The organism is Hymenobacter sp. IS2118 (genome assembly GCF_000715495.1).
GTDB lineage: Bacteria > Bacteroidota > Bacteroidia > Cytophagales > Hymenobacteraceae > Hymenobacter.
Genome location: NZ_JNLX01000031.1, coordinates 62,626 through 79,392, shown reverse-complemented (window position 1 = coordinate 79,392; position 16,767 = coordinate 62,626). Strand labels below are relative to the sequence as shown.

General features: G+C 56.7%; 25 protein-coding genes. 10 read left to right on the top strand and 15 right to left on the bottom strand.

Annotated features, from left to right (window positions below; genetic code table 11):
• Positions 1-16 precede the first annotated feature (16 nt).
• Positions 17-433 (top strand): hypothetical protein, encoded by a 417-nt coding sequence (locus GM79_RS01675; RefSeq protein WP_035558167.1) that lies wholly within the window; start codon positions 17-19, stop codon positions 431-433.
• 103 nt (positions 434-536) lie between these two features.
• On the opposite strand, the gene GM79_RS01670 is transcribed toward GM79_RS01675, so the two are convergent.
• Entirely contained in the window at positions 537-740 is a 204-nt protein-coding gene (locus GM79_RS01670; protein ID WP_035558164.1) for a hypothetical protein, read from the bottom strand.
• A 150-nt stretch (positions 741-890) separates the two neighbouring features.
• On the opposite strand from GM79_RS01670, the gene GM79_RS01665 reads away from it, so the two are divergent.
• The 3 genes from GM79_RS01665 (at position 891) to GM79_RS01655 (ending at position 2,557) form a co-directional block, all read left to right on the top strand.
• Positions 891-1,637 carry a hypothetical protein gene (locus GM79_RS01665; RefSeq protein WP_035558161.1) on the top strand — a complete coding sequence of 249 codons (747 nt, stop codon included), beginning with the start codon at positions 891-893 and terminating at the stop codon, positions 1,635-1,637.
• A 73-nt stretch (positions 1,638-1,710) separates the two neighbouring features.
• On the top strand, positions 1,711-2,055 hold the full coding sequence (locus GM79_RS01660) for a hypothetical protein (RefSeq protein ID WP_035558158.1): 345 nt from the start codon (positions 1,711-1,713) through the stop codon (positions 2,053-2,055).
• 70 nt (positions 2,056-2,125) lie between these two features.
• Entirely contained in the window at positions 2,126-2,557 is a 432-nt protein-coding gene (locus tag GM79_RS01655) for a hypothetical protein (protein ID WP_035558155.1), read from the top strand.
• A 151-nt stretch (positions 2,558-2,708) separates the two neighbouring features.
• On the opposite strand, the gene GM79_RS01650 is transcribed toward GM79_RS01655, so the two are convergent.
• The 3 genes from GM79_RS01650 to GM79_RS01640 all read right to left on the bottom strand — a co-directional run bounded on the left by GM79_RS01650 (position 2,709) and on the right by GM79_RS01640 (position 5,451).
• Complete coding sequence (locus GM79_RS01650) at positions 2,709-2,993, bottom strand: hypothetical protein (protein ID WP_035558152.1); 285 nt, start codon at positions 2,991-2,993, stop codon at positions 2,709-2,711.
• Between the two features lie 129 nt (positions 2,994-3,122).
• Positions 3,123-4,331 carry a hypothetical protein gene (locus GM79_RS23555; protein WP_072008495.1) on the bottom strand — a complete coding sequence of 403 codons (1,209 nt, stop codon included), beginning with the start codon at positions 4,329-4,331 and terminating at the stop codon, positions 3,123-3,125.
• Position 4,332: 1 nt separating this feature from the next.
• Entirely contained in the window at positions 4,333-5,451 is a 1,119-nt protein-coding gene (locus tag GM79_RS01640) for a reverse transcriptase domain-containing protein (RefSeq protein ID WP_081867491.1), read from the bottom strand.
• Between the two features lie 574 nt (positions 5,452-6,025).
• Here GM79_RS01640 and GM79_RS01635 point away from each other — a divergent pair.
• The gene (locus tag GM79_RS01635) at positions 6,026-7,153 is read left to right on the top strand and encodes a helix-turn-helix transcriptional regulator (protein WP_152559777.1); all 1,128 of its coding nucleotides are present in this window, start codon (positions 6,026-6,028) and stop codon (positions 7,151-7,153) included.
• Positions 7,154-7,323: 170 nt separating this feature from the next.
• Here the strand turns inward: GM79_RS01635 and GM79_RS01630 are convergent, their stop codons facing one another.
• The 8 genes from GM79_RS01630 to GM79_RS01595 all read right to left on the bottom strand — a co-directional run bounded on the left by GM79_RS01630 (position 7,324) and on the right by GM79_RS01595 (position 10,867).
• Positions 7,324-7,644 carry a YegP family protein gene (locus GM79_RS01630; protein ID WP_035558148.1) on the bottom strand — a complete coding sequence of 107 codons (321 nt, stop codon included), beginning with the start codon at positions 7,642-7,644 and terminating at the stop codon, positions 7,324-7,326.
• A gap of 42 nt (positions 7,645-7,686) precedes the next feature.
• Positions 7,687-8,376 (bottom strand): PD-(D/E)XK nuclease-like domain-containing protein, encoded by a 690-nt coding sequence (locus GM79_RS01625; RefSeq protein ID WP_035558145.1) that lies wholly within the window; start codon positions 8,374-8,376, stop codon positions 7,687-7,689.
• An 18-nt stretch (positions 8,377-8,394) separates the two neighbouring features.
• Positions 8,395-8,640 (bottom strand): hypothetical protein, encoded by a 246-nt coding sequence (locus GM79_RS01620; protein WP_035558142.1) that lies wholly within the window; start codon positions 8,638-8,640, stop codon positions 8,395-8,397.
• Between the two features lie 67 nt (positions 8,641-8,707).
• The gene (locus tag GM79_RS01615; RefSeq protein ID WP_235183891.1) at positions 8,708-9,439 is read right to left on the bottom strand and encodes a hypothetical protein; all 732 of its coding nucleotides are present in this window, start codon (positions 9,437-9,439) and stop codon (positions 8,708-8,710) included.
• 74 nt (positions 9,440-9,513) lie between these two features.
• Complete coding sequence (locus GM79_RS01610; RefSeq protein ID WP_081867489.1) at positions 9,514-9,828, bottom strand: hypothetical protein; 315 nt, start codon at positions 9,826-9,828, stop codon at positions 9,514-9,516.
• A gap of 74 nt (positions 9,829-9,902) precedes the next feature.
• On the bottom strand, positions 9,903-10,097 hold the full coding sequence (locus GM79_RS01605) for a hypothetical protein (RefSeq protein WP_035558134.1): 195 nt from the start codon (positions 10,095-10,097) through the stop codon (positions 9,903-9,905).
• A 46-nt stretch (positions 10,098-10,143) separates the two neighbouring features.
• Positions 10,144-10,482 (bottom strand): hypothetical protein, encoded by a 339-nt coding sequence (locus tag GM79_RS01600; protein ID WP_035558132.1) that lies wholly within the window; start codon positions 10,480-10,482, stop codon positions 10,144-10,146.
• A gap of 61 nt (positions 10,483-10,543) precedes the next feature.
• Positions 10,544-10,867 carry a hypothetical protein gene (locus GM79_RS01595; RefSeq protein ID WP_152559776.1) on the bottom strand — a complete coding sequence of 108 codons (324 nt, stop codon included), beginning with the start codon at positions 10,865-10,867 and terminating at the stop codon, positions 10,544-10,546.
• 166 nt (positions 10,868-11,033) lie between these two features.
• Between GM79_RS01595 and GM79_RS01590 the strand changes: the two genes are divergently transcribed.
• The 4 genes from GM79_RS01590 to GM79_RS01575 all read left to right on the top strand — a co-directional run bounded on the left by GM79_RS01590 (position 11,034) and on the right by GM79_RS01575 (position 14,637).
• Positions 11,034-11,393, top strand: coding sequence for an SLOG family protein (locus tag GM79_RS01590; protein ID WP_051718366.1), 360 nt, complete (start codon positions 11,034-11,036; stop codon positions 11,391-11,393).
• 887 nt (positions 11,394-12,280) lie between these two features.
• A complete protein-coding gene (locus tag GM79_RS01585) occupies positions 12,281-12,562 on the top strand; it encodes a hypothetical protein (RefSeq protein ID WP_035558126.1) in 282 nt (93 codons plus the stop codon).
• A gap of 79 nt (positions 12,563-12,641) precedes the next feature.
• Positions 12,642-13,040 (top strand): M15 family metallopeptidase, encoded by a 399-nt coding sequence (locus GM79_RS01580; RefSeq protein WP_051718365.1) that lies wholly within the window; start codon positions 12,642-12,644, stop codon positions 13,038-13,040.
• A gap of 130 nt (positions 13,041-13,170) precedes the next feature.
• On the top strand, positions 13,171-14,637 hold the full coding sequence (locus GM79_RS01575) for a 3' terminal RNA ribose 2'-O-methyltransferase Hen1 (RefSeq protein WP_035558124.1): 1,467 nt from the start codon (positions 13,171-13,173) through the stop codon (positions 14,635-14,637).
• Here the strand turns inward: GM79_RS01575 and GM79_RS24520 are convergent.
• Positions 14,634-15,113 carry a hypothetical protein gene (locus tag GM79_RS24520; protein WP_152559775.1) on the bottom strand — a complete coding sequence of 160 codons (480 nt, stop codon included), beginning with the start codon at positions 15,111-15,113 and terminating at the stop codon, positions 14,634-14,636. The genes GM79_RS01575 and GM79_RS24520 overlap by 4 nt on opposite strands.
• A gap of 306 nt (positions 15,114-15,419) precedes the next feature.
• Here GM79_RS24520 and GM79_RS25280 point away from each other — a divergent pair, with 306 nt between their 5' ends.
• A complete protein-coding gene (locus tag GM79_RS25280) occupies positions 15,420-15,581 on the top strand; it encodes a hypothetical protein (protein ID WP_161787096.1) in 162 nt (53 codons plus the stop codon).
• Here the strand turns inward: GM79_RS25280 and GM79_RS01570 are convergent.
• Both GM79_RS01570 and GM79_RS01565 read right to left on the bottom strand, forming a co-directional pair.
• On the bottom strand, positions 15,556-16,140 hold the full coding sequence (locus GM79_RS01570; protein WP_035558120.1) for a Fic/DOC family protein: 585 nt from the start codon (positions 16,138-16,140) through the stop codon (positions 15,556-15,558). The two genes, GM79_RS25280 and GM79_RS01570, sit on opposite strands and share 26 nt — an antisense overlap.
• 10 nt (positions 16,141-16,150) lie before the next feature.
• A complete protein-coding gene (locus tag GM79_RS01565; RefSeq protein ID WP_035558117.1) occupies positions 16,151-16,699 on the bottom strand; it encodes a hypothetical protein in 549 nt (182 codons plus the stop codon).
• Between the last annotated feature and the right edge of the window lie 68 nt (positions 16,700-16,767).

Below are 16,767 nucleotides of genomic sequence, written 5' to 3'. Positions count from 1 at the left end.
TGAGTCAGTGCCTATTATGAATACCCAAGCTCACACCCGGCTTCAGCAGTTGAAAGCCTTGGGGCACCTGCTTGAAGCCTGTGGCCCCGAATACGAACGCAAGGAGCAGCGCGCCCTCACGATGTTGCTGGGGGTGCCGCGGCCGACTTTCTTGCAGCAGTATGATATACTGTTTCGCTGGGTTAGCCTTTGGCTGCTCGAAAAGGGCTACGCTATAACCAATGAGCAGCCGCATCAGGTATTGGCGAAGGTATGCGGGCTGTTTACGAGCGCGGAACAAGTACAAGGCCTGGTTCGGGCAAGGCATGGCCTCAAATACGAGCAGGCCACACCAAGTACCGGGAGCAAAGCTACGCTTGAGACCTTATTGAAGCAGCTAAAAAAGGCTGTGGAAGCAGAAAGGGCCGAAAGGAATGCTGCGCTATTGCCATAACAGTCCAGTGTAGTCCGGGCTAGAGCTGGGACATGAGCACTACGCTCTACCATATGGAAGACTGGGTTCAGGTACGGAGGAGGTAGGGTTTAGCTACGTGGGGCTACCGTCCGGCCGGACCATTTAGAGCGCGCGTTACCTCGTCCTCGTCGAGGCCGGTGAGCTGGCAGAAGTCGCGAACAGATACCAAGGCTCCGGCCGGTTTGCCGGCGGCCTCGCGAGCGCGGCGGACCAGGCGCTTGGCGGCGTCGTAGCTACGGCCGGTGAGCTGGGCCACGTCTTTGGGATAGATGCAGATACGCGGCATGGGGTGAGCAGGCGCAAACCGGGCTAGTATGGGCGCGGCGCTAGTTTAGACAAAAATAGTGGATGAATTTTGGTTCACCATTAAGCGCTGGGCCATTTATGTGGGTCAGACAGCAATTACAATCACCACTTTTATCAACTCTTTTTTATTATGGCACAGCAGACCGGTATTTTGGGCATTCAGGGCACCGTTGGTGGCCTCGTGTTTGCCAAGGACGGAAGCATCCGGCAGAAGCCGGCTTCCAACAAAGCCAAGTACATGACGGCGGCCAGCATGGCCCGTACTCGGGAGAACACGGCAGAATTTGGCCAGGCGGCTAAATACAGCAAGGTGCTGCGCGACTCGTTGCGGGTAGCCATTGCCTCGGCCAGCGACAGCCGCGTGACTTCGCGTCTCACGCAGAAGATGCGCGAGATTATCGGTCTCGACGATACGAATGACCGGGGCCAGCGCGTGTTCGACTCTTCGAACTCAGCCCCGTTGCTCGGCTTCAACTTCAATGCCGGCGCGGGCATCGGCCAAACCATGTACTTCCCTTATGAAGTGACGGGGGCCGGCGCTGACGTGACGATGACCATTCCGGCGCTGAATCCGGCCTCGGACATTGCAGCTCCACAGGGCACGACGCACTTTGAGCTGGTGTTCGCGGCCTCCTCGCTGGATATGGAGACGCTGACCTTCACCAATGCTGTGGTGGCCGCGCCGCTGGGCATTCTTGCGGTGAACAGCGCGCCGCTGGCCAACCAAGTGTTGGTGGGCAGCTTCCCGGCCGCTCCGGCGGATGCAAATCTGGTAGTGGGTGTAGTTGGCATCAACTTCTACCAGCAGGTAAACGGCAAGTTCTACCCGCTCAACAACAACAGCACTAACCCGCTGGCTATTGAGTACGTGGCCTAAGCCATAGCAAGTGGCACGAAACGGCCAGCCACACCGGCTGGCCGTTTTTTCTTCCCTTACTCCTCTCCTTTCTATGGCACTAACTGGCTACCAGCTGCAGTACAAGCGGCGCATGAAAAAGGCCCTGGCCTTACGGGCCAAAGCTGACCGGCAGGCTCGGTTCCTGGTGGCCCGGCTGGTTTCGGTGCTGGCGCAAGGAGAACTCGCCGCTACCCGTATTGACCGAATCAATACCCTCTACGGTACGGCTATGAGCCTACGCACCGATTTGGTGAACGGTTACCGGCTGGCCGGCACCTCAGGAGCCCTTGGCCAAGTGGCTGCGGCCAGCCTCGGCGGAGCACCAGCTGCAGTGTTTGTGAACTTAACGGCCAATTCGGCTGGGGCCATACTGCCCCCTGATGTTGACCTGGATTAATTCTTTTTTGACCTTTTAATTTTTACTATTTATGCCACTCACAGCCTATCAAACCCAATTTAAGCGACGTATGAAGCGTGTTATTCGCTTGCGCGCCAAAGCTGATGCTAAGGCCCGGCGCTATACTCAACTGCTGGCCGACGCCATCGGCGCGGCCGAGGACGCGGCGATGCAGATGAATGAGCTCAACCAGATTTATAACGTGGACGTGAGCACCTATACGCTGCTCACGCAGGCACTGCACGCCAATAGTGGGCAGGAAGTGCTGGTGGAGCATCTTGCGCAGAGTACCCCAGGCGAGGAGGCGGTAATTTTTAACCAGGTACCGGATGCAAACGGTGGGCTGCCCCTGCCGGCCAATCCGCTGTTCGGAGAATTGGTCGCTGGCACACCCATTATCCCGCCTGCTCAGGCGATGCGGTCATTGGCCAAGGAAGTGGTTCTGAAAACAACGCTTCCACCGGATATACCACCGGTCGCCTCGGAAGAGGTTGAGGCTTAGCGGTTGCACCGACGACTGGTAATAGCAACAAGGCCAGCTCCTATTCGACAGGGGCTGGCCTTGTTGTTTCTGGGTCAGCGCGGCTTGCTTAGGTGCACTTTTTGGTCTTCGGTGGAAGTCATAGATACAATACCGATTACATGAAAACCAATCAGTATTTAAAATCAATTTCCAAACCGTCAACCTTGACAATATCATTGACACAGAAGAAATCTTTGTTTTTTCTAACGCTCATAATCGTAAAAAGAAACCTAACCCTCAAATATTTATAAGGGTTTAGTGCCGTAATGTTTGGGTTTTTGACATAAGTCATATTGGGGTTCGTTGCACTTCCCAATTCCCAATGGTCAATATGCCGACCGTTTTGTTGCTCTGCATCGACATTAATAAGCATGGCGCAGGCAAGGTCTTTGTTACAATACAGATTCAGCTTCATGCTATACAAATTTTTACTAGTGAAGTATACAGATTCATGTGATTCAACGACGTTGTATGCAATGTATTTAAGCTTGTATACGCCTGCATAGCTCCGCAATAGAAACGCTAGCCTCCCGAGACCAGTTCTTTATGAATTCGGCAATTCCTGAGCATTATCTGCCTTTGGAACAGCACTAGCGTTTAATGCCTTCCATGTATCACAATTCTTTTTCGCATTAAAGCTCAATTTGGCAGTCCCTTGTATTAATTGGCCTGTCTCCCACCCATTGTTTTTGACCAACATTGCTGGAATATATACATTATCAGCAAACCCCCACCTTTCAATCTTATCAGGCACGTTAAGTATTCCCTCAAATTCACGTGTGTTTGGACTGCTTAGGGTAGGTTGAGCCTTATTTTTAGTCTCTACAGATATTTCGGAAGGAGAGTTAATACTCTTCTCTTGTGCTTGCGCCGGAACTTCCGCTGGTGCCGGAGACTGAGCTTCTATCTGCTCCTTTGCCGGAGTCTCTGCTGGTACCGGAAGCTGAGCTTCCGCCTGCGCAGGAGCTTCCGCTTGTGCTTGCGCCGGAGGCTGAGCTTCTGCCTCCGCTTGTGCCTCCGCTTGTGCCTGCGCAGAAGCTTCCACTTGCGCAGGAGCCTCAGCTTTCACGTTAGTGTTTACTTTTAGAGTGTTGAATTCGACATATTCTGAAAGCTTTTCTAAGGCATACAACACCGCGATGACGTTTGCGTTTTTTTCAAACAAGATAGAATCCGCATCCTTGTTGTTGCCTTTCGTTTTTTCAACATAGCCAACATGTGAAATCGAATTACGATATTTAGCTAGTACCTTCAAAAAGTTTGTAAGGTCAGCATCTTCAGTGAACTTTTGAAAAAGTGTGTACTTATCAGCAAAAGTCACCTTCCACCAATAGTCTCGCTGAATTTCTCTGAAGTTTTGACCATGTGATGCATTAATTTCTGAAATATACAAGTTATATGCTTCCACGAATTGCTTGACATTGTCATTGTAATGAAAGTTATAAAAATAGGTAAATAAACCTTCCATTTGCATTTGCGCATTTCGACAAATGTTTTCAAATCGAAGCGCGTCGGACTCCTTCACCAACCTTAACTCGTGCGCCATCATTCTGTGATAACATACTAATATCCGGTCACGAAGGGCAATATTCTTGTCTTTAACAAACTTGTTAGGATGGTCTCGAGCAATAAAATCATATCGCGCTGAATTGACTTCAAGCTCAAAAATTTGAAGCTTCAACTTACGGGCAACCTCAGCTATGTTAACTTTAGCTGATTCAAGCTGTGAAACGATTTCTGCAAAGTTTTCCATGCTACAGTTTTTGCTTTTTCATTACTTGCATCAGTTTCATGGATAATTCCAGAAATAGTGCATCGTTCTTCCCTCGTATCATACCCAAATAGGCAATTTTGCCTGCGAGCACACGCTCTATTTTGGGCACTTGGCCTTTGTGCCGGGCTTTAGCCTTGCTGATTGTGTATTTCTCACGTAATGTCGCGGCAGCGGTTTCGTAGCCTTTGGTTTCCCAATTGTGTAGCATGGCTCGGATTTGCCTCACATATTCACGGGGTACGTTGGGGCGTTCGTTTATCACGACACCAGTCACCTCTTGGCGAAATTCAGGAGTTTGCAGCCGTTGTTTCTGCTGGTTTTGCTGATATCCTTCCTCCGCAATAATAGTGTTCAGTTCCTGATGAAACCGGTCTCGAAATACCGGGCGGTTGGAAGAGAACGTGAGGTCATCGGCATAGCGGGTGTAGGTACAGCGGTGGCGGATAGCCAACTGCTGCAAACGCCGGTCAAGGCGCTGACATACAACGTTTGTGAGCAGCGGTGAGGTGGGGGCGCCCTGTGGTAGACAACCCTGGTCACAGCAGAGGTTGGCAATGAGATAGGCCACTTCCTTGACAAGACCGAAGGGTGGCAATTGCAACACGGCTATCACTCGCCCAATGGAAGTGCTGGGAAAGAAGTCGCGTAAATCCAAATTAAGCACAAAGCGGTGGCCCGCATGGGGCTGCGCATTGGTGAGGATACTACGGCCGGGCACAAAGCCGTGAGAGGCTGGGTGGTTGCCTGTAAAAGCAGCAGTCAGGCAGGACAGCAACAGTCGCTGCAAACGCAGTAAGCCCCGGTCGGGGGCTTTGATGGTGCGAACCTCACCGCGGGTGCGCTTCGGAATCTGAAAGGTGCGGTAGCGTGTTTCTTTTTTGTGGTAAGCGTAATAGTTCAGCAGCTTGGCCGAAATTGGTTTGTCCTGGTGTGTAGGATTTTCAGCCAAGTCCAACAGAAGCGCAGAGTTTAATACCTGAGCCAACTGGTGTACATCAGTAATCAGGCGGAAATTTGTCGCCAAAACTGCTTCCGTTACCGGTCCCGATGCAGGCTGAACAGCCCCATTATTGGTAGAAGAAGGTACATGAACGAACATAGTGGGAATTAAGCAACAAAAACAAATTACTCAATTGAAAGTATCTGCTGGGAATTTTCATATCCTATACTTATTGTATAAGAAATAAATAATTGATAAAAATCATCAACTATTCAAAAAGATAATAATGACAAAAAATCAATTAAATCATTTTAATCAATTTCGTTTACTGTCATTACTGCCGTTGTTTAAACGGGCGCGGCGCAACGCCGCACGGGGTCAAAAGCCCTAACGCAGATACTTTCAAAGAGCGAGCGGCCACCGCAGTTCGGCGGCCAAAGGATTTCAATTGCTGCCGCAAGTAACGCGACAGCGGGAGAACTACCGCAGTAGTTTCGTTTCGTGAAGTGGATACAAAGGTGAAAGGCTGCAATGCAGTGTATCTGCATTGCCATAAAGCCTAACATTTTTATGCGGCCCTCACTACTGATAACTGGCCAGTGCCGTAGCACCGGAAGCACCGTCCCTGCTCGATGTGACGATAATGTGACAGGTAACCACTCCCACCGCAACGCGGGCAGGTGCAAACGGCCCTCTCAAAGCCGGAGGCGAGGGGTTGCGTACTTTGGGCGGCGTGAAGCGCGGCAGCAGGGGTAGCGGGTTGGTTCATGATACAAACCAACAGGCTGCCAATGCAGCCTTTCTGCGTTGCGAAAAGAATTTTCAAAAATTTATGCCCATCAATAAAAACGCCTTTGCTCGCTACGGATGGATTGACGAATGTCTACTTCGCCGAAAGCGTCCTTGGCCCATTGAGGCCTTGATGGAGTTCATAAGCGAAAAGATGGCCGATTTTGGAGTTGGCCGGGAAGGTGGCATCAGCAAGCGTCAGGTACAGGAGGACATCAAACAGATGCGACCAGGAGGCATGACCGGCTACGAAGCACCGATTGAATACGACCGCGACTCTAAGGGCTACTTCTACTCCGACCCCACTTACTCTATCCGCAATAGTCCCTTGGTTAGCAACGACGCTCCTGTGCTTCGACAAGCCTTAGCGATGCTCCAACAGTTTCAGGGTCTGGGGCTTGGCGATGAGCTGGGGGATATTGTGAAACGCGTGGAGGAGCATTTGCAGGCGCGGCCGGATGTGCAGACCTCTCGGCAACTAGTATGGTTCGAACAGGTACCGGATTATGCTGGAGCCCATTTGTTGGGTCCGCTGTACCAAGCTATTCGGGAGAGACAGATGCTGGCATTACGATACCGACCTTTTGATGCGCCAGAAGCCTACGAAATTCACGTGCAGCCCTACTTACTGAAGCAGTATAATCACCGCTGGTTTTTGATTGGTACAGGCACGGGACGAGCCGGGGTGAGCAACTTTGCACTGGACCGTATCGAGGGGTTGGAACCAGTCACGAATGCTACCTATGTCCCTCCGCCGGCAGATATTGAAGCGCGTTTTGCGGATGTTGTAGGAGTGTCGGTGCCGTCTGAAGGTAGCGTTGTGGAACGAGTGTTACTGCGGTTTCGGGCAGGCAGAGGACGTTATGTGCGTACAAAGCCCCTGCATCCAAGCCAACGGCTGGAAGTCGAAAACGCAGAATTTATAGAAGTGAGCCTTAAGGTAATCCCAACGCAAGAGTTGGAAACGCTGCTTTTAGGTTTTGGGGAGGATTTGGAGGTTTTAGCGCCTTCGAGCCTTCGTGCAAGAATATCGGAGCGGCTGCAAGCTGCAAATGGTAAATACCAGCAGTAAAAAACCCACCGGCATGCTACCGGCGGGTTTATAAATAATCAGTACGGTAGATATGACTGTCAGCACCAACCACACAGTCACTGCTTCGGAGTGAGCGGTGGCAGCAGACTTCAGATAAGCTGTGTAAAAGCGGATGCCATCAGCTAAAACAATAGTTAATACAAACAAAGTCAGTTGAGGTCCTCTATAGGGGCTTCTAGAGCTTCGCGCAACACAACCTGAATGCCATGGTCTCTGGCCTGAGCGGTGGTGTATTTCTCGCTGCGGCCGATGATTTCGCCATTGGCGGCCACGTGATTGAAACCGTACTGGCCAGATTCCAGAAACGACTGGAAGCGGTGGGGCTGGCAGTTGGCCTTGACGCTCTGAATGCCGTTATGGCAGCTGGCTTTGGTGGTGTAGCCTTCGCTGGATTGAACGATTTCGCCGTTGTCGGCGCGCAGGCGGTACCAATGCTGGCCGCTGCTCTGGAAGATTTGGAAGGTTGCCATGTTGGACCTGAAAAGGGAATGGGTGAAATGAACGGTGGTAAGTTAGGCGGCCAGCGCCAACGGCGCGGGTGTGTAGAGCGGAACAGATAAGCAGCCGGCTTGGCGGGCGTGGTGGCGCAGCAGCGCCGCGTACTTCTTGCGGCCCTGCTCGATGAGGCCAGGCGTGGCCGTTAGCTCGACGCGCCACACTTCGTGCGGTGCCTTCTTCTGCACGCCGATGATGAGAAAGCGCGTGGCCCCGAGCACGTCGAGGTAAAGGGCGGCCTGGCGGTCGTAATCGTACTTCTCGATGGTGGTCAGGAAGTGGGCGAGGTCGGGGCTGCTGGTCGTTTTGAAATCGATGAGCGTGAGCTGGCGGCCGGCGCGGCTGCGCACCAACAGGTCGGGGCGCAGCTTCACTCCTACTCCGGTGGCCGTGTGGGTAGCGGTGTAGGACTGCTCGGCCTGGCCTCGGTAGAGCAGGTCGCGGCAGTAGCGTTGGCGGCGCACCTGGCGGGCTAGCGTCTCCAGGTCGGCCCACTTGATGCCGCGCTCCTCGGTGCGGCCGTAGGTGGTGGGCTCCAGCACAGCCGTGTGAAAGTGGGAGCCGTAAGCCAGGGCCACGGCGTTGAGTTGGCGTGGCTGGCCTAGCAGCTCGTTTTTAAGGATGCTCAGGTCGGTGTTGCTGACGTGAGGTAAAGCCCGGTGCTGGGCCTGGGTCAGGTCGGGGTGATGGATGAGGGCGTGAAACATGACGGGTAAGGAGTAAGATTAGCGGATTAGGGCTAGGCGGTTGGGGTCGGCGGCGCGGTGTAGCCAGATGTGGGAGCTGCCGCAGCCGACCAGATAAGCGGGCTCGGGGAAGAGCTGGCGTATCTGCGGGGCGACGTCGCGCAGGTCAGGCAGTAGGTAGGCATCCTTTAACAGTTCGGCTAGCCGGACCAATAAGGCGGCCTCGGCATCGTCGCGGGCCGGCTGCTCGATGGACAGCTGCGGCATGTGGGCGGTGGTATTCATTGGGCATAGTATAAAATGAATGGGTAGCCGGTTGGCCCCCACGGCGTGCACCGCGGGGGCCGGGGCATTAGGCGGCCTGGGGCAAAGCAGCCAGCTCAGCAGCGGCCGGCTCCGGGCTGGTGGGGTCGTCCTGGGCTGGCACGGTGTAGCCGTGCTGGATGCGCAGGTCAGCGGCACCGGTGTAGGTTTCGGCACGCCAGATGGGAAAGTCGCGGGCGAAGTCGCGGCGGGCGGCTACCTCGGCCGCGTCGGCGGCTTCGTAGCTGAACTGGGCGATGTAGTAAGTGGCCGTCTTGCCGTCCTTGGTGGTCTGCTTCTTCTCGGCGGTGACCTTTACCGTCACGTCGGCCAGGGTGAGGTCGTCGTAAAACAGCGGCTCGATGAGACGGTATAGGTTTTCCACGCTGTAACCGTGGAAGAGCACAGCGCAGATGGCGCCCTTCTCATCGGCAAAAAACAGCTCGGCCCACAGCTTGCGGCCCATATTCAGAATGTCGTCCTGGAACACGCGCCAGGCCAGCGGAATGAAGGAAAGCGAGTTACCAAGCAGCACGGTGCCGCCAATGTTGAACTGGCCGGCCTTGGCGTCGAAACGCACTTGGCGCGGATGGCCGGGCAGGTAGCGAAAGCGCGAGACCTGGGCCAGCTCGCCGGTGGACTCGTCCAGCTTCTCGGTGAGGTAAGCAGGCACGGCGGTAATGGGGCCGCTGAGCGTGAACATGGGGGCCTCGGTGGCGGTGGTGGATGCGGCACCGGCTTCGGTGGTGGCGGTGCGTTGGGCTTTTACTTTGGTGGACATGATGGGAAATGGTTGTGGGTTGGAAATGAAAAAGGTGGGGCCTGTTGGCGGCCGGCCCCTTCGCCGTGGGCATGCTACTTGAATTGCTTATCGTGGCACAGGATGGCGCGGCCCACGATGCTGTCGACGCCCCGCGCCTCGGGCTGGTGGTGGTACCACAGGTAGGTGGCCACCAGATTGAGGTAAGCGGGGTTGCGAAACTTGCCCTCGTCGTCGATAATGAGTATCAGTTCGGGCGTGAGGCGGATGACATCGACCAGTTGGCAATCGAGCAGCCGGTACAACTCGGCCAGCTTGAAGCTGCGGCCGTTGGCGGGGCTGACCGGTTGCGGCTGGGCGCTGTGCGGGTCGAGCAATTGAGGTTGGTAGGTAGTAGCGGTTTTTGACATGATGGAGTGGTTTTTGGTGGGGCCGCCCGGCTTGGCGGCCCCTGGTGAAAGAATGGGAATGGTGAGGCGGGCTGCTAGTAGCCTTCGACCTCGAAAATCATCTGCTCGTATTTGCCCTCCTCCCACGCTTCTTGCTCTTGCTCGTGGTGGTAGTGGGCCTGGCGTTCCCACTCCTCTTGCTGCTCGTAGTAGGCGGCCTGGGCTTCATCAGCGGCCATTTCATCGCCGCTCAGACCGTTTAGCTCGGCCTCCGTTGGTTCGTATTGCATGATGCGGGCTTTAGGGCCCGCGCTGGCAAGGGCGCGGGCCGGGTGACTAAAAGCGGGGGTACTTGGCGCGGGCGGCCTGCAAAGCGGCACCGGCGGGGCTGGCGTGGAAAGCGGCGGCAGCGGCTTTGTAAGCGGCCTGAGCCTCGCGGCAGCGGATGATGGCAGCACGCAGCTGGGCGAAGCGGCCGGCCTGGGGGCGGTAGTCGTCGCGTAGCGCATACTTGGCGGCACGGGCATCGAACATGGCCGAATGGGCACGGGCCAGCGCGTGGCGGGCGGCGGTGGCGGCCGGGTTGATGGGAGCCGGCGTGGGCGCGGGCGCTACCTGCGGCCGGGGCGGATACTTGGCTGCCAACCGGGCCAGGGTGGCCTGCAAGGCAGCCATTTTGATTGCAGCTTGGCCAACAGCCGCACCCGTGGCGGGCGCGGCTGGGGCTAGAACTAGGCTAAGCATGAGCCAGCACGCCGGCAAACTCATCCTCGGCCTTGAGAACCTCCCACACGGCCCCGAAGGCATAGCCGGGGTACGCGGCGCGCATGGAGCGGAAGGCCTCCCGCAGCGCATGAAACGGGCACTTACCGGTGCCTTTGAAGTCCGGGCGGGGCTGCCCTTCGGCGGGCTGCTGGGCCAGCTTGAGGCTGATGTACCAGGAGGTGCCGCCCTGGTCGTAGGTGGCGGCAGACTGCGATACCCAAATGCCGGCGAACGGGCAGAGGGCGGGGCCTTTCCAAGCAGCAGCGGCGAGCTGCAAAAGTTGATTGGGTTGCATGGCTGTAAGAGTTAGCCGTGGGGTGCCCGCGCCGTAGGCCTCCGGGTGGGCGAGTAGCTAGGTCCTTCCTTTCTACTCTCTAAAGATACAAACAAAATTTGTAATTACAAACTAAACATTTATAAAAGTTTGTTTCACTGCAAGTATTTTCTTTGTATCTTTAAACATGGAAAAGAACAAAAATCAAGTAGTGGCGGTGGTGGGTAGCCGGGGCGTGAAAAGCTGTGCTGCGCTGCTGGCACGGCTAGCCGAACTGGAGCCGGCGGAAGTAGTGAGCGGCGGGGCCGCCGGCGTGGATGCCCTGGCGGCAAGCTGGGCCCGGGCGCACGGGGTGCCGCTGACCGAGCTGCGTCCGGACTATGCCGCCCACGGCCCTACGGCCGCTACCCACGTGCGCAACGCCGAGATAGTGAAGCGGGCCGCGCTGGTGCTGGTGGTGTGGGATGGCCGGAGCAAGGGCACGCTGAGCGCGCTGAAGGCCGCCCGACGGCTGGGCCGCAAGGTGGAGCTGCTGCCCCTGGACTAGCGGCCCCCTACCCGACCGGAAACGGCACCGGGCAGGCGCTGACACAACAGCCTAAATGCCTTGCCCTAGGGGCTTGGGGGCGGGCTGAGGCCCCCAATGGATACTCGGCGGAGCCGGCCGCTTGAGGGTGGAGCGGCCGACCAACGGGAGGCTGCAGAACCCGAGGAAGATGACCGGGCGTCAGCCGGGGCATGATGGCGGGGGCTTGGGGCCCTCCCCAATGAAACCCTCCGCGAAGCGGGCCTAATGCTTTGGCCTGCGTGGCCTGAACGCAGAATTTGGGGGCAGGTGGCCGGCGTTTTCCAGCCGGTGGCCTGCGGCCGCATCATGGGGTGCTGGCGGGCGGCGTGAGGGCCTTTTTGGGCCTTGCGCGGCACGACAGCGGTGCGGTGGGTTGGCGGTGGACGGCTGGCTGACCATCGGGAAGCGGGCCGTGGGGTGGGTTTTCGGTAGCGGAGGCTGGCCGAATGCAGCGACCGGAGCCATAGCAAGCTTAGTGCAGAGGGACGCCAGGAGCGATGAACGGTGCGCCGCGTTGGCGCAGGGAGCGAAATGAGGTGGGCCGGAGCGTAGGGCGGTCGTCGCACTCAGCAGCTGCAGCATCGGGGGAATGCGGGAAGGATGGGAAGGGCACGACCAACGGGAGTGGTGCGCAGCACGGCAGCGTTAGCGGACCCCTGGACAGCCTGACCCCGGCCCGGAGCAGCGCGGAGGGCCGGGGGCCCGCCCAACTCCTGCATGTCACTCAACACGCCAATTTTTTGACTATTAAAAGTGCAATTATATTGACATGAATAAAGCCATCTGATATGTGCAACCAAAATTGTCTATTTAGTGTAAATTTGTAAGGTCAATAGTGACAAGCAACTTTTTTAGACAATACGCATATGTTCAGCAGCACGAAAGCCGGGCACTTGGCCCACATTGGAATGACGGCCTTGCTTGGGCAGGTGGCCACTAACGAATTGGTGCCGCCCGACCCGACGGCCATCGAGAACTACGGACGGCTGATAATTCAGGCGCTGGTAGCTATTGTGACCATTTGGGCGACGGTACGCAAGACCCTGCAGCAGCCCGAGGAAGTAGTGAGGGTACCGGTGGAAGCCCGGCCAACCCGCAAGGATTCAACCGGTAGCGACGAACGAAATGGCAACGGCGGCATTGAGTGACCAGCCGGTTGGGAGCGGGACGCCACGGCCGGTAGGAGTACCAGTCAAGCGGGTAGCCCCGCGGCTGAACGTGACGCAGATGGTACGGCAAGCGGCGCGGCTGGCGGAGGTACGGCCGGAGCTGGTAGCAGCGTACCAGGTGGCGCTGCGGCGCTGGTCGGGCGACCCGGTGCTGCGGCTACTGGGGTTGCCGATTGTGACGGAAGGCTACCGGAGTCCGGAACGGCAGGATGAGCTGTATACCCGTGGGCGGAGCGCGCCGGGGCCGGTGGTGACGTACAAGCGCGGCGGCGAGTCGAAACACAACACGCTGCCGAGCCGGGCGCTGGACGTGGCGTTTCTGCTGGCCGATGGGTCGGTGTCGTGGTCAGGGCTGCTGCTGAGCAAGTTTGCCCGGCTGATGAAAGCGGCCGATGCGCGGGTGCGCTGGGGCGGCGACTGGCCCAAATTCAAGGACAGGCCGCATTTTGAGGTGTAGGGCGGAAACGAAACGAGCGGGCCAAATAGTCCGCTCGTTTCGTTTCCTAGCATGTCCTGTTGCTGTGGGTTAGGCAGAGCCGGGGCGCAGTGGCTACATTCGGCTTCCTGTTGGCTCTTCCCCTGTTTTCATGCTCCTGACGCTTACTACCTCCTACTCGCCCGCTACCGACCTCGGCTACCTGTTGCATAAGAACCCGGCTCGCCTGCAAAGCGTGGAAGTGGCCGGGGGCGTGGCCCACGTGTTTTACCCCGAAGCTACGGCGGAACGGTGCACGGCGGCCTTGCTGCTCGACCTTGACCCCGTGGGCCTGGTGCGTGGACGGGGCGGGGCATCCGGCGAAGGTTTTGCCCTGGAGCAATACGTGAACGACCGGCCCTACGTAGCCTCGTCCTTCCTGAGCGCAGCCTTGAGCAAAGCATTCGGCACGGCCATGAACGGCACGTGTAAGGACCGGCCGAACCTGCCTGCCCAGGCCCTGCCGCTGGAAGTGAAGGTGGCCGTGGTGTCGGCACCCGGTCCGGACTGGCCGCGGCGTCTCTTCGAGCCGCTGGGCTACGAGGTGGAGATTGAAACCACCCTGCTCGACCCCACCGTGCCCGAATGGGGCGACAGCCGCTACTACACCCTGCACCTGCGCCACGAGGGCCTGCGCCTGCAGGACGTGCTCACCCACCTCTACGTGCTGCTGCCGGTGCTCGACAACGACAAGCACTACTACATCGGCGAGAACGAGGCCGAAAAGCTGCTGCACCGCGGCGGCGAGTGGCTGCCGCAACACCCGGAGCGAGGCTTCATCACGCGGCGGTACCTGCGCTACCTGGCTGGCATCGTAAATCCGACGCTGCTGCGGCTGATGGAAGGCGACGAAGTGGAAGAAGCCCCGTTGGAAGCAGTACCCGATGAAACCGAGAAAGCAGTAGTGCCAGCATCGGACCAGACGGTAGCGGCGGAAAGCGCCGAGCCGAAGCTGTCGCTGCACGACCAGCGGCTGCAGCAGGTGGCCCACGAAATCTACCAGCTCGGGCCCAAGCGCGTGCTGGACCTGGGCTGCGGCGAGGGCAAGCTCCTGCGCCTACTGCTGCGCCAGCACAAGATTGAGTTCATTCTAGGCATGGACGTGTCGCACCAGGCGCTGAGCCGGGCGGCGCAGCGGCTGCATCTGGACGAGATGCCCCCGCGCCAGCGTACCCGCATCGAACTGATTCAGGGGTCGCTACTATATCGGGACGAACGGCTGGCTGGGTTCGACGCGGCGGCGCTGGTGGAAGTGATTGAGCACCTCGACGAAAACCGCCTGGCAGCGCTGGAGGCCGTGGTGTTCGGGCAAGCCCGGCCGGCGCATGTCTTTGTGACCACGCCCAACGCGGACTATAACCAGCTATTTGACAAGCTTAACGCCGGCGACTTCCGCCACGACGACCACCGCTTCGAATGGACCCGCGCCGAGTTTGCGGCCTGGGCTGCGGGCGTGGCCGAATGGCACGGATATCAGGTGCGGATTGTGGCGATGGGCGAGGAAGTGGAGGGCGTTGGGCCGCCCTCGCAGATGGCAGTGTTTGAGTCGGGGCGCACCATTTTTATTGAGAAAAACTAAAGATATGATTCATCAAGACCGTCAAGTGTTACACGTACTCCTTGGGAAGCAGCTACCATAACAGCGAATTTAATCAGGTCAGGCAAGTGCGAAATCAAAGTTATTGAATAGAGAGAGAATTCACTCTCGATAGTTTCAAAACGCTGATAGTCTTTGTGCAAAGATTCATCACCATACTTAATAGAGTAGGATTCATAATGAGACTTGATATAATAACAATTTGACTCTCCGTCAACATCTATTGTGAGCCAGTACTCAAATTTGACATCTTCCTGCCATTGGAAATCCCAATACTTATCCCCACGTTCAGGATTACAGACGGATACCATTCGGTCTTTAGTCTGATTTTGAGCCCAGATGCGACTTGAGCAGCTGTAAATGTTAACTAGGGCACGTCCTTCTTTAGGTGTAGGCCTTTCTATTAACCAATATAAAGGCTTGTTCTGGCCGCGTGTTTCACAAATAAAAACATCCATGGTACTGTAAGTTGCGGGGCTTTTCACTCAAGTTCTAATGCCCAACAAACTCATTGGCCACGTTTCAAAGTTAGCGTGTCAGTTAGCCTTCTCATTCCTTCCGATGCCCCAAAACACACTCAAGCTCTCCTAACTCTCTCTTATTCTCCTTATTGACAGCACGGGCCTGGGCAAGTCAATGTTTGCGCGGCACTTGTTTTAGCCCACTGAAATTTTGTCGCCGGAAGTCTGTCAGGCGTTGGTAGCGAACGGAACCGGGCACCGAATGGCCGATGTTGCTACCTTGCCATTCTAAGCCATTTACAGATGAAGCCTACCCCCACTGTTACCCGCCAGACTGCCAAGCGCCAGCAGATTGCCGAAGCCCTCCGGGCCTCATTCCGCATCGAGGGCATCCAGGTATCGGCCGAGCAGGCGCAGGCAGCCTTGCGCAAGGTGGAAGCTAGCCTGGGGAAAGTATCCGCATAAGGGCTTGCATGGGCGCGTAGTTGCCGAGGCCACTTTGTTGCACCGCGGCCACGTAGCGCGGGAACGACGCTTCGTCGATTCGCTCCCACCGCAGCCGCTCGTGGCCCTGCTGCTCCAACATCAGATTGGCCAATAAGCGGGCGGTGCGCCCGTTGCCCTCTCGAAACGGGTGAATAAACAGCAGCTCGCCGTGCACCGCTCCCACCCGGTCAAGCAAGGCGTTCGGGTCGGCGGGCAACGCCTGATGGAGCCAGTCACGCTCAAATTGCTGCATGGATGCTGGCAAAAAACGAGCAGCGGGAAACGCAAAGCCGCCCTTGGAGATGTTCACCTCGCGGTAGCGGCCCGCGAAGGCATAGAGGTGCCCGAGCGCCAGCCGGTGCATGGCCAATAGGTACGGCAAGGTGAAGGTGGTGGCGGACGTGAGGGCTTCCGTCAACACGATGTCGGCCCGCAGGAAGCCTTCAAACTCGGCCAAGCCGATGGACGAGGCATCGGTCAGGCCTAGTAGGTTGGGTAGAATCTCGCTTTCGTGAGCGGAGGATTGGTACTTGTCCATGCGGGTGGCATCAGGCCTCTATAATCCGCTTAGCAATCAGCTGCTGTTTTGATTTTCTTTCCTGTTTGTACCGCGCAGCTTTTGCTGGCTTGGACCAGCTATGGTTATCCGAGTGAAAATGCATTGGCCCGCCATACTCCAGGTGAGAGCCTTGTCGAATCATCATTCCGTTTAGATGGCAGGTATCATAGCCACAGATATGCTTGGAGTATGTACCGAAATTTCGGTGGCCTAGCCGCTTGTTTTCCCAAATTTTCTGCTGATTTCGTTTGATGTTTTCCCACACCTGATTTTCATCGGCTTCGGTTAACGTTTCACCCAACGTACTCACGTTGAAATAGGTCTGGGGGTCTTTCAATTGCAGGAAATCAAACGTCTTCGGAAACGCGGCAATAGCCACTTGCCGCAGCTCTAGCTTCTGTTCAAGGCTCAGCTTCGTGGTTTCCACAATGGAGCGGAACAGCCCGAGGGTGTTGAAGTCCGTGAACTTCTTGTGGTGCTCAATTAGGTGCAGGTACTCCCCGTGGGTGAGCGTGTTGAATTGCTTGCCAACCTTCATAGTAAAGCGTCAATAGTGGGTAGTTGTGCCTAATCTTGTAGCCTGCAACTACCGTCCGCGTCTGTTTT

Bases quoted from the DNA above. Each gene is read 5' to 3' on its own strand.
- GM79_RS01675 (WP_035558167.1), top strand. From the start codon at position 17: ATGAATACCCAAGCTCACACCCGGCTTCAGCAGTTGAAAGCCTTGGGG.
- GM79_RS01670 (WP_035558164.1), bottom strand. From the start codon at position 740: ATGCCGCGTATCTGCATCTATCCCAAAGACGTGGCCCAGCTCACCGGC.
- GM79_RS01665 (WP_035558161.1), top strand. From the start codon at position 891: ATGGCACAGCAGACCGGTATTTTGGGCATTCAGGGCACCGTTGGTGGC.
- GM79_RS01660 (WP_035558158.1), top strand. From the start codon at position 1,711: ATGGCACTAACTGGCTACCAGCTGCAGTACAAGCGGCGCATGAAAAAG.
- GM79_RS01655 (WP_035558155.1), top strand. From the start codon at position 2,126: ATGAAGCGTGTTATTCGCTTGCGCGCCAAAGCTGATGCTAAGGCCCGG.
- GM79_RS01650 (WP_035558152.1), bottom strand. From the start codon at position 2,993: ATGAAGCTGAATCTGTATTGTAACAAAGACCTTGCCTGCGCCATGCTT.
- GM79_RS23555 (WP_072008495.1), bottom strand. From the start codon at position 4,331: ATGGAAAACTTTGCAGAAATCGTTTCACAGCTTGAATCAGCTAAAGTT.
- GM79_RS01640 (WP_081867491.1), bottom strand. From the start codon at position 5,451: ATGTTCGTTCATGTACCTTCTTCTACCAATAATGGGGCTGTTCAGCCT.
- GM79_RS01630 (WP_035558148.1), bottom strand. From the start codon at position 7,644: ATGGCAACCTTCCAAATCTTCCAGAGCAGCGGCCAGCATTGGTACCGC.
- GM79_RS01625 (WP_035558145.1), bottom strand. From the start codon at position 8,376: ATGTTTCACGCCCTCATCCATCACCCCGACCTGACCCAGGCCCAGCAC.
- GM79_RS01620 (WP_035558142.1), bottom strand. From the start codon at position 8,640: ATGAATACCACCGCCCACATGCCGCAGCTGTCCATCGAGCAGCCGGCC.
- GM79_RS01615 (WP_235183891.1), bottom strand. From the start codon at position 9,439: ATGTCCACCAAAGTAAAAGCCCAACGCACCGCCACCACCGAAGCCGGT.
- GM79_RS01610 (WP_081867489.1), bottom strand. From the start codon at position 9,828: ATGTCAAAAACCGCTACTACCTACCAACCTCAATTGCTCGACCCGCAC.
- GM79_RS01605 (WP_035558134.1), bottom strand. From the start codon at position 10,097: ATGCAATACGAACCAACGGAGGCCGAGCTAAACGGTCTGAGCGGCGAT.
- GM79_RS01600 (WP_035558132.1), bottom strand. From the start codon at position 10,482: ATGGCTGCCTTGCAGGCCACCCTGGCCCGGTTGGCAGCCAAGTATCCG.
- GM79_RS01595 (WP_152559776.1), bottom strand. From the start codon at position 10,867: ATGCAACCCAATCAACTTTTGCAGCTCGCCGCTGCTGCTTGGAAAGGC.
- GM79_RS01590 (WP_051718366.1), top strand. From the start codon at position 11,034: ATGGAAAAGAACAAAAATCAAGTAGTGGCGGTGGTGGGTAGCCGGGGC.
- GM79_RS01585 (WP_035558126.1), top strand. From the start codon at position 12,281: ATGTTCAGCAGCACGAAAGCCGGGCACTTGGCCCACATTGGAATGACG.
- GM79_RS01580 (WP_051718365.1), top strand. From the start codon at position 12,642: ATGGTACGGCAAGCGGCGCGGCTGGCGGAGGTACGGCCGGAGCTGGTA.
- GM79_RS01575 (WP_035558124.1), top strand. From the start codon at position 13,171: ATGCTCCTGACGCTTACTACCTCCTACTCGCCCGCTACCGACCTCGGC.
- GM79_RS24520 (WP_152559775.1), bottom strand. From the start codon at position 15,113: ATGGATGTTTTTATTTGTGAAACACGCGGCCAGAACAAGCCTTTATAT.
- GM79_RS25280 (WP_161787096.1), top strand. From the start codon at position 15,420: ATGAAGCCTACCCCCACTGTTACCCGCCAGACTGCCAAGCGCCAGCAG.
- GM79_RS01570 (WP_035558120.1), bottom strand. From the start codon at position 16,140: ATGGACAAGTACCAATCCTCCGCTCACGAAAGCGAGATTCTACCCAAC.
- GM79_RS01565 (WP_035558117.1), bottom strand. From the start codon at position 16,699: ATGAAGGTTGGCAAGCAATTCAACACGCTCACCCACGGGGAGTACCTG.